Source organism: Halodesulfovibrio sp. MK-HDV (assembly GCF_009914765.1).
In the GTDB taxonomy this organism is placed as follows: Bacteria; Desulfobacterota; Desulfovibrionia; order Desulfovibrionales; family Desulfovibrionaceae; genus Halodesulfovibrio.
This window is the reverse complement of the sequence record NZ_WYDS01000027.1, coordinates 1-13789: the sequence shown is the minus strand read 5'-3', so window position 1 is coordinate 13789 and position 13789 is coordinate 1. Positions and strand designations below refer to the sequence as shown.

General features: G+C 45.8%; 10 protein-coding genes. 3 read left to right on the top strand and 7 right to left on the bottom strand.

Features of this window, described 5'->3' with window-relative positions:
• Positions 1-105 precede the first annotated feature (105 nt).
• From MKHDV_RS17140 to MKHDV_RS17110, 7 genes are all read right to left on the bottom strand, one after another.
• A complete protein-coding gene (locus MKHDV_RS17140) occupies positions 106-1224 on the bottom strand; it encodes an ABC transporter permease (RefSeq protein ID WP_160717474.1) in 1119 nt (372 codons plus the stop codon).
• Positions 1221-2348: an ABC transporter permease gene (locus MKHDV_RS17135; protein WP_160717472.1), complete on the bottom strand. Its 1128-nt coding sequence runs from the start codon at positions 2346-2348 to the stop codon at positions 1221-1223. The genes MKHDV_RS17140 and MKHDV_RS17135 overlap by 4 nt, the downstream gene beginning before the upstream one ends.
• A gap of 21 nt (positions 2349-2369) precedes the next feature.
• Positions 2370-4190 carry an ATP-binding cassette domain-containing protein gene (locus MKHDV_RS17130; RefSeq protein ID WP_160717470.1) on the bottom strand — a complete coding sequence of 607 codons (1821 nt, stop codon included), beginning with the start codon at positions 4188-4190 and terminating at the stop codon, positions 2370-2372.
• 3 nt (positions 4191-4193) lie between these two features.
• Entirely contained in the window at positions 4194-5264 is a 1071-nt protein-coding gene (locus MKHDV_RS17125; protein WP_160717468.1) for an efflux RND transporter periplasmic adaptor subunit, read from the bottom strand.
• Positions 5257-6789 (bottom strand): efflux transporter outer membrane subunit, encoded by a 1533-nt coding sequence (locus tag MKHDV_RS17120; RefSeq protein ID WP_160717467.1) that lies wholly within the window; start codon positions 6787-6789, stop codon positions 5257-5259. Before MKHDV_RS17120 ends, MKHDV_RS17125 begins: the two co-directional genes overlap by 8 nt.
• 375 nt (positions 6790-7164) lie before the next feature.
• Positions 7165-7881, bottom strand: coding sequence for a tetratricopeptide repeat protein (locus MKHDV_RS17115; RefSeq protein ID WP_160717466.1), 717 nt, complete (start codon positions 7879-7881; stop codon positions 7165-7167).
• A gap of 219 nt (positions 7882-8100) precedes the next feature.
• Positions 8101-8658 carry a hypothetical protein gene (locus tag MKHDV_RS17110; RefSeq protein ID WP_160717465.1) on the bottom strand — a complete coding sequence of 186 codons (558 nt, stop codon included), beginning with the start codon at positions 8656-8658 and terminating at the stop codon, positions 8101-8103.
• 652 nt (positions 8659-9310) lie between these two features.
• On the opposite strand from MKHDV_RS17110, the gene MKHDV_RS17105 reads away from it, so the two are divergent.
• From MKHDV_RS17105 to MKHDV_RS17095, 3 genes are all read left to right on the top strand, one after another.
• Entirely contained in the window at positions 9311-11803 is a 2493-nt protein-coding gene (locus tag MKHDV_RS17105; RefSeq protein ID WP_160717464.1) for a 2-oxoacid:acceptor oxidoreductase family protein, read from the top strand.
• 675 nt (positions 11804-12478) lie between these two features.
• A complete protein-coding gene (locus tag MKHDV_RS17100; RefSeq protein WP_160717463.1) occupies positions 12479-13147 on the top strand; it encodes a hypothetical protein in 669 nt (222 codons plus the stop codon).
• A gap of 82 nt (positions 13148-13229) precedes the next feature.
• Positions 13230-13556 carry a hypothetical protein gene (locus MKHDV_RS17095; protein ID WP_160717462.1) on the top strand — a complete coding sequence of 109 codons (327 nt, stop codon included), beginning with the start codon at positions 13230-13232 and terminating at the stop codon, positions 13554-13556.
• Positions 13557-13789 lie beyond the last annotated feature (233 nt).

Here is a 13789-nt window from a genome sequence, read left to right as displayed (position 1 = left end):
TCCATAAGTAAAAAGGCTGCACTTCTATATAGAAGTGCAGCCTTTTTACTATGCTAGCAGACTAGATATAGCCACGTGTAGCCACACAATTTATTATATATGACGCTATTGGGTTCTGGACCGAAACATTACTGCGGCGGCAGGCATGGTGACAGCGGAAATAATAAGCAGCGGCCAGACGTAATGCCACGTCGCAGAAAAGTCCGCACCCATAAGAAAAATTTCGCGTAATGCCTGTACCACATATCTGAGTGGATTGATGAGCGTAGCATTTTGCAGCCACTGCGGCATGTTGCTTATGGGCGTTGTGAACCCTCCAAGAAGCACTGACGGCATGATAAACACAAACGCGCCAAGCAAGCCCTGCTGCATTGTGACAGACATTGATGATATGAATAGCCCTACGCCCACTACTGCTATAAGAAACGCCAGCAGCACAAGTACCAACGCAATTATCGAACCTCTAAACGGCACACCAAACCAATAGGCAGCAGCAAGAGACAACAATGTCGCATCTACTAGACCGAAAAATACACACGGAACGGCTTTACCAATAAGAATTTCTGCTGGTTGAAACGGCGATACTAACAGCTGGTCAAAGGTACCGGATTCTCGTTCTCGAGCCACCGAAAGGGCTGACAAAAGCATCGCAATAACCATGCTTATGATTCCGCCTAGCGATGAAACTATGTACCAGCGCGTTTCCATGTTTCTATTGAACCATGATCGCTGGACCAGCACGACCTGCGGGCTGGATGACATAGTGCTTGTCTGTAACGATGCACCGTATTGCTGTGTTATGTCCTGCACATACCCAAGCGCAACGGAGGCAACGTTTGAGTTTCGTCCGTCCGCTATTACCTGTATGTTAGCTGATTCATGGTTTGTAACCCTATCTGCAAAGTCAGTTGGAATATAAAGCACAAGGCGCACTTTTTGTGTGTTTATCAACTCAGGAACCTGAGCTGTTGTATCAAGAGTACGCACCAGTTCAAAATGTGGCGATCCACTAAAATGGCTCAATAGCGTACGGGACTGTTCTGTATTTGACTCGTCCAGCACAGCGTACTCAACGTTTTGTAGATCAAATGTTGCTGAATAGCTGAATATGACAAATTGAATCAATGGCGGCACGATAATGACAAAGCGACTCTTGGGATCAATCAAGATAAGCATAAATTCTTTGATGATAAGAGTCACAATCCGCTGAAGCATTTCGATCATTGCGGCAACCTTCGTCCTAATTTTTTACGTGCAGCTATGAGCAAAACAATACTCATACCAAACAGCACAAGGCCTGCCGGAAGCAGCACAGACCATACGTTACCTGCCAAAAACAAAGTTTGAGTGATGGTAACGAAATATTTAGCGGGGATAATCGTACTTATGTACTGAATAATTTTTGGTGTACTTTTTAGATCAAACATCAATCCAGACAAGAAAAAAGCAGGGAGAAACGCGGATAATACCGACCCCATAGCTGCTACAAATTGAATACGCGCGGCAGATGAAATAAACAGCCCGAATCCGAGCGATGCAAGCAGAAAAATACTCCCTAGCAAAATGAGAACAAACAGGGAGCCTCGGAGAGGCACATTAAATAAAAAGACCCCAAGAAGAATTGAGAAACCCATGCCTATCATTCCTAAAACATAATATGGAAGCAGCTTACCCAATAGAATTTCGTTTGATGAAATTGGCGTACTCAGCAATGCTTCCATAGTTCCCCGTTCCCACTCGCGGGCAATTACTAACGCGGTAAGCTGTGTGCCAATAAGCGTCATAATCAGAGTCAACAGACCAGGGATGAGGGAGTAAGTACTGTTTGCCGCAGCGTTAAACCATATGCGAGGTTCAACAACAATGGGCGGTGAATATTCTCTGCCGGACTGGCTTGCGACACTCTGCGCCCACAGACCGATGGTGTTTTGAATGTAGCCTTCAACAATACGCGCCCTGTTTGCATCAATACCGTTGAGAATAAGTTGAATGGGAGCCTCTTGACCGGACTCAAGAAGTGAAGAAAAATTGGAACGAACATGCACAATTCCATCCACGTAATCTTCATTTAAATATTGAACAGCCTCATGCATAGAATGTGCTGTTACCGGCGAAAAATATCGGGAAAGCTGAAAGCGTGCCTTCAAATCCTGCGTAGCCGGACTGGACTCATCAATCACAAGCACAACCGGAACATTAGTAGGCTCAAGAGATACACCGTAGCCAAAGATAAGCAGAAGCAACACAGGCATCACAAGCCCCAGCAATAGACTGCTTGGGTCACGCTTTATTTGCAGCACTTCTTTACGAACAAAGCCGCGAAGACGTATGTACGATATTCCTGCCATAAAATGTTCCTTCCACTCCTGCTAATCACCTGCAAGCTGTATAAACGCGTCTTCAATTGTTGGATCAGGCGTTTTTTCACTCACCGCCTGCGCTCTAATCTGTGCAGGAGTTCCCGCTGCGAGCTGCTGTCCTTGCGCCATAATGAGCAAATGATCACAATACTCAGCCTCTTCCATAAAATGCGTGGTGACAATTACCGTCACTCCCTCGTGGGCAAATTTACTTATCCGTGCCCAAAACTCACGTCTTGCAAGAGGATCTGCGCCGGATGTCGGCTCATCAAGAAATAAAATCTCGGGTTCGTGAAGCATGGCAGCCGCCATGGCTAATCGCTGTTTGAACCCTGCAGGAAGACTTTGTGTCACAACATCTTTGCGATCTTCCATATCAAACTCACGGAACGCCCAATTAAGCCGTTGCTGTAAATGCTGCCGGTTCAGCCCATATGCTTTTCCATAAAATTTAAGATTCTGGGCTACTGTAAATTGTTGATACAAAGAAAATTTTTGTGCCATATATCCGATGCGTGATCGCGCCTTCGAAGGTGCCTTGCGCATATTATTGCCTGCCACCTGAATTTCACCGTCAGATGCATTCAGCAGCCCGCAAAGCATACGAAAGGTAGTGGTTTTACCAGCTCCGTTTGCGCCCAGTAACCCAAAAATTTCTCCGCGCTGCACCATAAACGAAATATCATGCACTGCTGTGAATGCACCGAACTGCTTCAATAGCTTTGACACAGTAATCGCTGGTGCATCATCTATTGTGCTTTCAATAACGTTATCGACGAGCTCGCTTCCCTTTCCACTTAATGCAAGTTTTTCAATTGAAGCACCATGCTGCTGAAGCATGTCCACAAAAACATCTTCAAAGCGTGGGGTAACAGGAGTCATTGATGCCTCAGTAATCGTATCATCTTCCACGCCCTTGAAGTTTTCATCTTCAGCATTTTTACCGATTAGTGGCACAGAGTCTGCCAATAACGGACTCTCTTTTGAAAGCACCACCCGTACCATGCCGGATTGAATAGAAGCGTCCACAACATCATTCCGCTGAAGAACTTCCCCATGCAACGTACGGGCTGTTTGCGTCGGATTAGGAGCTATGGAAAAGACACGTCCTTCAACCCTGCTATAAAAACTTTTTGGAGCTCCTTCAGCCAGCTTTTTGCCCTCATGCATGACAACAACGTTATTGCAACGCTCTGCTTCATCCAAATACGCCGTGGAAACAAGCACACCCAAACCTTCTTCTTCAACTAGCTGGTACACAATGCGCCAGATGTCACGACGTGAAACTGGGTCCACCCCCACAGTCGGTTCATCTAAAATAAGTAATTCTGGAACCTTAACCAAACAGCACGCAAGCCCAAGCTTCTGCTTCATCCCACCAGAAAGCTGTCCCGATCGCCTGCCTGTAAATTTTCCAAGATCCGTCATATCAAGTAAACGTTCAAACTGAGACTTGCGTGATGACATTGGTACATCCTGCAAATCTGCATATAAATCCAAATTTTCCTGAACGGTTAAATCTTCATATAATCCAAACTGCTGCGGCATGTAGCCGATTCGAGGACGTATAAGATCAGCCTCCTGCACAACATCATGCCCAAGCACTTTCATACTGCCAGACTGTGGCACGAGTAATCCTGCACCGAGCCGTAGGCAGGTTGTTTTGCCTGCTCCATCCGGCCCCACGAGCCCTGTAACACTTCTGGATTCAACTCGTAGATTCAGATTGTTCAACGCAACAATAGGTTGCGGGCTCTTTGGCTTGAACACCACGCGCAAATCTACTGCCTGCAACAAAGGCTGTTCTACTGGATCTTCCTGCCTCGGCATAAATTACTGGCTCCGCGAATCGCTACCTGAGTCAACATCAGAGCTTTCTTCAGAAGCACTGTCCAAATCAGAATTTATATTCTTGTTAGCTGTAGCATCCACAGTAACCGTCACAGGCATACCCAATTTTAGCCTGTTATCTGGATCATCCACCCAGACTCGCACTTCGTACACAAGCTGAGTTCGCAAATCTGTAGTTTCAACCCGTTTGGGTGTAAATTCTGCTTGCGGAGCAATAAAGCCAACCCACCCTTCAAACGGTTCAGCAAAAGAATCAGAATACACTGAGGCAGTCATACCTTCGTTAACCAGTCCAAGATCCGGTTCCGGTAAATACGCACGAACCCATTTGGGTTCTGTAACAGCAAGGGTGAATGCTACACGGGCAGGCGATGCAAGCTCACCCACTTCTGCAATACGATTTTGGATAATGCCATCCACAGGCGCTAGCATTTGCAATTCACCCATCCGAACCTGTAGCAGCTGAACAGATGCTTGCAGCCCTTCAAGGTTTGCTTTTGCCTCTGCTATGTCTTCCTTGCGGTATCCTTCCTCCGCGAGGCTTAAACCGTTCTTCTCAACAGCAAGCTCTGCCTGAGCCAACTTTACTGCCGTTACCGCATCATCAAGGCTTTGCCGAGTACTAGCGCCAGAAGGCGTTGTTGTTTTCACACGCCGTAGTAATGAATCTGCATTTTTTAGTTGAATCTGTGCTGCCTGAACCCTTGCATGTGCCTGCAACACTTCCTGCGGACGCAAACCTGTTGTCAGTCGTTGAACAACTTCTTTCTGAGCATCCACACGAGCGGTTGCTTCATTAAACTGAGCCGCAAGTCGGTCTTTTTTAAGAACGGCTAACACCTGACCGCTCTGCACTACGTCGCCCTCATCCACATACATTTCTTCGATATATTCCTGCTCACTAAAAGAAAGTTGAACAGTGCGCAGGTCAATCTGCCCATACAGAGTTACTTCCTTGGAATCATCCGTAAGTTCCGAAGGATTGAAGTACCACCAGAACACAAGCCCGATGCAGACAATAAGTAAGATTAACAACACCTTTCTTTTATTCATATATCTGCTCCTTATCAGCAGTTACATCTGTGTCACCGTTATTCTCAACATCACCCGCACTGCCCACATTCTCAGGTACAGATTTTTCAACAGACTTTGCCACACTCCAGCCACCACCCATCGCACGGTACAAATGGATAACTTCGCCAAGCTCCTGCTGGCGCGCGACAACAAGCAAATCTTCCACATCCACCTGCTCTAACTCTTGCATAACAACAGTATCCCTACTCGCAAGGCCACTAGCAAACAGACTTTCTGCAAGCGATGTTGCCTGTGCTAATTCCTGCATCGCGCACGCAAGTTCCTGAACCTGTCGACCTGTTTCGGCTACGCCGACAGCGCTATTCTCCACTTCTGCCACGGCCTCCACAACAGTTTGCTGTAGCTGAAACTTGCGCTGTTCTGCCTGCGAGGCTTGTACCGCAATTTGTGCATCAATACGTCCACCAGTAAACACTGGAACCAACAGCCCGCCACCAAAGGCATACACAAGAGTATCCGCATGGAAGAGCTTATCCACATTTGTTGCTTGAAAACTTAACACTCCGCCTAAAGCAATTTTAGGGTAACGCTTCCCTTCTGCTGCGCCCACCAGAGCCACAGCCGCGGCATATTCTTGCTCTGCCTTACGCACATCCGGTCTGCGCGAAAGCAGGCTTGCCGGAACATCCATCCCCCGCACAACTGGTACAATTAGCTGACAGCCATTGGCATACATAAACTTGCTTGGAGGTATTCCGAGCAATACAGCAATACTGTTTTCTGCAACAGCCTTTGCCTGAACAAACGTCCGTTGCTGCACTTTCTCCTGCCGCACAGTCGTGCGCGATTCCAAATAGTCCTGCCGCGTTCCTGTCCCCGCATGAAGCCGCTTATTTGCAAGCCTGCTATGCAGTTCCAACAATAAAAGCTTCCGTTCCGATACCCGCATACGCGACTCAACAGCTCGCAGATCTACGTAGGCCAGTGCCAGCTCGGCAACTAACGAAACTGCTACATCTCCGTACTCTGCGCTATTTGCCTCAATAGTACTATCCGCAGCCTCAACAAGCCGCTGAACACGTCCCCACAGGTCTAATTCCCACCCCGCAAGTGCAGCACCGGCAAATAGACTCGTCTGATTTCCGCCAGGGACACCAATAAGTCCCTGAGCTTCATCCGCAGCCCGAGTACGCAGCCCATAACCGCCCAGATACGCCTTCGGTAACAAATCTGCACGCGTAACACCACGCTGCGATCGAGCTTCTACTATCCGCTCACGTGCTATCTTTAACGAAATATTTTGCGCAAGTAGTGTCTCAACAAGCTTGTTTAACTCTTCATCATCAAACTGTGTCCACCAGAGCATCGCCATATTTTCAGGCGGTAACATGGGAACGCATGATTTCCACTCATTGCCATGGAATGCCGCAAGATCAGGCGCTACATAATCTGCGCCGACCTTCCAACAGCCATTCAACGCAACAATTGCAAGCAACAAGCTGCCAAGTTTTATAACGCGTCCAATAAACTTTCGTTTTCTCATGCACGACCCAACCAAGCTACGGTTTATAAAAAGGAATATGTATAGTCAGCCATACACTTTTTTTTATTTTTAATTAACTGGTTAGATAAAAAATTCTTCGAAAAATCTATGCTGCAATAGTGATCTGCAACTTCGGCAAACTTGTAATGCTTTTTTGTTTTCGAACTGTTCTCGGTCTTGTTGTTACTATTGCTCCAGAAAAAGATGGCAGTTGTATTACGTGCAAATAAACAAAAAAAGGCTGTCCTTCATACGAAGGACAGCCTTTAAAATTTTCGAAACGGTAGTAAGTAAAATCAGCTGGAACGAAAAAAACGTCCAGATAGTAACAGTCACCAGAGGCTCATAAAAGAACCGCTAGCAATCTTACGAAACTTACATTTGATCCAGACAAATGCGAAGATTCTGCTCACAAGCTTTGGCCATTTCGGAATCTTCCTGACCAATACGTTTGCAGCATTCAATAGCTTCTTCAAGATTCGCTTTTGCTTCTGGAAGCTGCTGTGCGAGCATGTGTGCAAGACCTTTGTTCATGAGTGAGAACGCGGTCTGTTCATGATCACCGAACACTTTCTTTTTAATATCGATTGCCTGCTGATGCAGTTCAATTGCTTCTTCCGGTTTGTCCTGCTCTTCGCGCAGGCGACCAAGATTGCCTAGGCAGTCTGCAACTTCAGGACTTTCAGGACCATTTTCGTGAGTCCAGATTGTGATGGCTTCCATGAGCACGAGTGAAGCGTTTTCAAGATCCTTCTTCGCATAGAGAATGGAAGAAAGGTTAAGGAACGCGTGCGCCATATCATCCGCAGTGGTGCCTTCAGCAGTCTGCATAATGCCAATGCCTTCGTTGGCAATAACTTCTGCCTGCTCCATATCGCCGGAAAATAATAAAATGCGGCTTGCATTCTGAATAAGCTTTGCTCTGAGAAGCATGTCATCAGGTGCAACATCTTCTTGCAGCCCAATGCATACCAAAGCAGCTTCAACAGCTTCTTCCATCATGCCGGATTCTGCAAATTCAACAGCGCGCTGTTGCAGCTGAGCAATCTGCTGCAAACCTTCATTTTCAGTAGTCGTCTCTGTGTTAGTCATAACATTCTCCTGAGACAGAAAATGCAAGAATCACGCCACTTCCCGACACATTCCGCATTCACTTTTCAGAGTACTGCGAAGCATAAAACACCTCGGAAACATTGTATTCTCTCGTTTTGTGTATTTGTCGCTTGATTAGAAAAATAAAAAAACGATGCGAAGATGCAACAAAACTAGTTGCAACTTCGCATCGTCTGTCGTGATACATAAAAGAATTAGCTAGCCATTAGTTTCCATAAGGCACGGAACAAGCTTGAAGATAGGGAAATATACGTCATCTGCCGGAATTTTCATTTTCTTTGCAAGGTCTTCTTTGCGGTCAATAATTGTCTGTTTATTTTTTGCCTGCTCCAAGATCCACGTACGGATACGGAACATTTCTTCTTCTGTAGGCATTTTTTCTGCAATATAAGCCACCCATGTGGAGGCAGGTTCACCGTTCCAACCAATGGAATCTGGCGAATAGGTCATATCCAGCACCTGCGGGAAAAACTCTGCATAGTCTTCGGATGGATATAATTTAACCACTATGACTTGCATTTTGCTTTGTTTGAACAGATCAAGTGCTGCTGCTTTGGCGGTATCTATCAAATCTGTCTTTGATAAAAGATGTGCTTCCGACACAACAACAGCTGCGCGCATACGACGTATGTTTGTTTTTTGAACATTCTCACTTTCCACGTCAACACACTTAAATTCTTTAACCTCTGCCTGCCCCGTTTGCACGGTGGAGACAATAAGAATCATCGCAAGAACAGCACAAAATATATAACGCATGGGAACCCTCTTTTGTCGCGTTTGGTATTGCTCCCCAAGCAACACGGTGACTTAAACGTGGTCACGTCAAAAAAATTCCTGTTCTGCACCAATAACAAGAAGTACCACTTGTAGCACATTTGAGTAAAATAGTTCAATAGTTTGCGTATGTTCTAACAGCCTTAATTTTATATTCCATCAAATGTATTTGATGAACGTGAGCACCCAGAGAGAAATCTTTCAGTCAGGAATAATCAGAAAGTTACTGCTCTAATTTTGTTCAACCACTGTAAAAGATGTACGGTGTGCAATGTTGCACTGACGTGCTTGCAGCTCATTTTCATTCAAAATCCATCACATACTGGCTAGCACTGGACAAATTTGTAATTTTCGGTACAAATGATTTCCACATTTTTTACACGCAGGCACAAGATGTCACGGTGCACATAACAGGCTTAAACCGCTGATTCTCGGCTTTTATATTGCCTTATAACACGGTGTAATCTTGTATAAAAAAAACACCTGTGTAATGACTAAACAAACGTAAGTTTGCACTACTTGTGTTTAGCACACACACTCAGATAATTACATTGCTGTTTGGCGTTTTTTCCTCAACTGCCATGAAAAAAACGCACAGCACCATTACTTTATTTCAATTACGAGCGAGTAAACCATGAATGTTATGAAGAAGTTATGTACTGAGGAACACGGACACAAAACAGTGCTGCAGGGCAATATTGCCTTTGCTGCTGGCTGTGTACGCAACGGCATCCATGCCGTTGACGGCTACCCTGGCACTCCTAGTTCTGAAGTAATCGACAAAGGCTTGTCGCAGGTTCAGGATATGATCACTGTTGGCTGGTCTGTTAGTGAATCAGTTGCACTTGCTGTTGGACACGGACACACCCTTGCTGGTCGCGACTGTGTTGTAACCATGAAGATTCCGGGATTATTTCAGGCCGGTGACGTATTCACAAGCCTCGCAACATTCTCAGTTCCTCGTGGCGGCCTTGTTCTTTATGTAGCAACAGACTTTACACCTAGCTCCACTCAGCACGTAATTGACCCGCATCTTTTGTACAAAAGTACATTCGTGCCAGTTTTTGAGCCTCGTAACCATCAGGAACTGTACGAGTCCTCCAAAATTGCAGCCGACCTCGCACGCAAATTCAACACCGCAGTTGTTATTCAGCCAAGCGGCGTACTTTGCCACAGTGAAGGCTTGGTAACACTTGCAGAAACTGCAACACGCGATTTTGCAGAAGTTGCACCAATGCGACAGCTTAACGCACTGCCTAACCTTGCTCGCATGAGTTACGACCGCGTTATGGATGAGCGTATGCCTGCCCTCACTCAGTACATCGAAGATAGCCCGCTTAACGTTCACCTCAAGGGTAATGGTAAACGCGGCGTTATCGCATACGGCGTAAATGCTCTGTACATGGAAGAATACAAAGAGCTGTACGACAACGACATTGACGTACTGTCCCTCGGATTCACCAACCCGCTTCCTCTCCAGAAAATGAAAGATTTCTGTGCATCCATTGAAGGCGATGTATACGTTCTTGATGATGGTTACCGTTACTTACAGGACGAATGTGCCGCTGCCGGCCTTACCGTTATCGGCAAGCCTCAGTTCAGCAAAGTAACCGAGTGGACACCTGCAAGCATTGCAGCACTCCTTGGTGAAACAATTACTTCAAAAACAGTTGAAGCTCAGCCTGTTCCACGTCCACCAATGATCTGTGCGGGTTGCCCGTACCGTCTCTTTGCTCAGGTTGCATCACGTATGAAAAAAAGCGGGCAGCTCGAAGCCATTTTCGGCGACATCGGCTGTAATACACTGCTCTACTTCATGAACGCGCTGGATACCGGTCTTGCAATGGGCGCAAGTGAAAGCAAACGCACCGGCTACGTTCTGTCCAAGCCAGAGTCTGCAAGCAAATGTATCAGCCTCATCGGTGACGGTACAGAATGTCACAGCGGCATGGACGCAACCCGTAACGCAGTATTCAGACACGTTGCCGGTGTAAAAGTAGTTCTTGATAACGAGTGGACAGCAATGACTGGCGGTCAGCCAAGCCCAAGTTCTCCTGTTAACCTTGCCGGTGATAAAAACCGCTTTGTAATGGTAGATGCACTCCGGGCACAGGGCACCGACGTTGTTGAAGTTGATGCGTACGACTACAAAGACATCAGAAAGAGCTTACGAAAAGCGCTTGCAGATGCCGACGAAGGTAAATTTACCACTCTTGTTGTACAGGGTACCTGTATCCGCAAAGTGCCTAAATCTGCATTCAACCAGAAGCTCACTGTAGATCCTGAAAAATGCATCAGCTGTGGCGCTTGTAACATCTGTTCCGGTGTAAGCCTTGACGAAAACGACCAGCCAGTATGGAACAACATCTGTTCCGGCTGTGTATCACAGGCTCCGGCATGTATGCAGATGTGCCCGAAAGGCGCTATCTCCGTTATCGATCCAAAAGATATTAAAGTTGAAAAATCTTCTGTAGTGCTTCCAGAGCCTCCACAAGAAATTACTGTTCCTACACTTTCTGATGAAGTACGCCCAGAACGTCTTTCCCTCGCCATTCGCGGCGTTGGTGGTCAGGGTAACCTCTTCTTCGGTAAAGTTCTCGCGCAGCTTGCATTCGCAGCCGGTTACGGCGACAAAAACATCATCAAAGGTGAAACACACGGCATGGCTCAAATGGGCGGCCCAGTTATCTCTACCTTTGCATGTGGTAAAGTTCGTAGCCCGCAAATTATTCCAGGCACCGCAGATTCTCTTATCGTAATGGAAAAAAGTGAACTCCTGCGCCCTGGCTTCCTCGGAATGCTTAAAGATGGCGGAACAATCATTTTTGCTGATACCGCCATCATTCCACAAGGCTTTGATGCAGAGCAGTACCCGTCTGACGACGCAATTGCAGAACTGCTTGAAGGCTACAACGTAATCAAACTCGATATCCTCAGCGAAGCTATTAAGCTTGGTGATACAACAGGTCGTTGTGCAAACGTAGTAATGCTCGGCGCACTCAGCACCGTGGCACCGTTCAGCACACTGCCTGAAGAATGCTGGTTAAGCGCTCTTAAAAATGTGACTCCAGCTAAAATGTGGGCTGGCAACTACGCCGCCTTCACAGCTGGTAAAGAACTTATGTAGAAGTAAAATAGCCGAAAGGCTGTTTTCAAACTGAGTGAAACTCCCCATCATTGTAACAATGATGGGGAGTTTTTATTTAAAATCCAATCTGCACGCTTTATTGAATCTCGCAGACTCCAACAGGCAAATGTTAGCGCTTGAATCTTCACAAGGAAACGCCCGGCCATTATTGAACAGCCCATCAAAGAAGAGAATTCTCTAATACAAAACCAAGAAAGAACCTTACAGCAACACCCTGTTCACTAAGGAACTCGGGTCGGTGCAAAACACAATATCCTCAGCGCAACGGATTTCATCACAGACAAGCACAAGCGCAATTTAAAAATCAATCCCCTTCCATATGCATTAAACAATCCATATCCCTTACTCAAAAAGCGCGTATCGTCCTCACTTTTAGGAAGCAACGATTTCAGCATGTTATTACAACATTATCTCTATGCGGCTTCTCTCAGCCTACATGATTATGTTAACTTGTAAATAATCTGCAAGAATCTCACAAACCACAACTACTCAGAATTATCAATTGCTTGACCATATGCTTTGTCGTACGTTTATTCATGTTCATTTTTTTATGAACGTTGTCTTTGTCTGAAAACATAAGTGCTTAGCAGGATTAAAGAGTTTCATTTCGAAACTTGCATACATGCGGGCACTCTGCATTACGGAGGGACTGGGATGTATTATGAAATTACACCGGACGGCGCGGGATTTCTTCCAACCGAAACAGCTAGAATGGATGTCGACGGTCTATATATTGGGTCAATGTCCATTGTTTATTACCTCACAGGTAGCGCCGGATCATTACTGATAAATGGCACCGCCACCCTTTCACCTCTGAGCGTGCTCAAACAGGCCCCCATTCTTGGCACCCCGAAGACACTACACATTATTCAACGTCATGAGGAAGAAACCACAGCTGCCGAAGCCGTAAAGAAGTTATTGAAACGCGATTATCCATCGATTGAGATCATTCATGAAAGCACGGCTGCTGACGCTCTTCTGCTTCTGGAAAACGGAACCTTCACCTCTGACTCTATTCAAATAGCACAAGCCGAGTTTTCCATAATTACACCTCCCGAAAGAGAACAGCGCATATCTATAAACTGCCTTAACAACCTGTTTCCTCCACTAAAACTGCTTGATGTACACGTTGACCTGCAATTCAATGGGGAAGTCTATTTACGCATGCCTACGTTGCAACTTTCGCAACAGGAAATGAAGGAGTTGGCAGAGGCAACGCCACGGCCCGAACCGTATGAAGCAGCATTGACTATTGGCCTTTGTATGGGGCTTTTTGATATTGCACCAAGATTTTCGAATCTCACATCCAACCCCGAAACTTAATGAGTAAAATTTAAATAAAATAAATGAACTTATCCCCAAGCAATTTATAGTGAATTGAACTCTCTTAACTACAGAGGACAATATGGGGACATTGGCAAAACTATGGCGCGGGGAATTACCGCTGTACATCACCTTCTGGTTTTTCGGCATGATCATAGGCACAGTGGTAAGCGTTTTTGTAAACAAATATGCCCTGGAAGCACATAATACGACTGACACTATGCGCGTCGGTTGGCTTCTAACGGCACTTGTATATACGGGATTCATGTGTGTTGCGTTGTGGCGTAGCGCAGATAAATATAAGGGTGCTCCTGTCTGGTCCATAGGTGCCCGCTTCTATTCTGCGATTTTGTTTATGTCGTTCATTAGTTTTACTGTGGATATCATCAAGTACACATACAATGGCTAACAACCTGTTTTTCAAACTAAAAACAGAAAAGGCTATTTGTATCTATCGCTAACCTTTCGTTAATTTGAAAAAAACTGAATGTTTTGCTTGCCATTTTGATGACTCATCCGTAAAACCCATCTCCGTTGTTAGGGAATACTTTCCACAGACAACAAAAGCAGGTGGGGTTCCCGAGTGGCCAAAGGGAACAGACTGTAAATCTGTCGGCGTACGCTTCGGAGGTTCAAATCCTC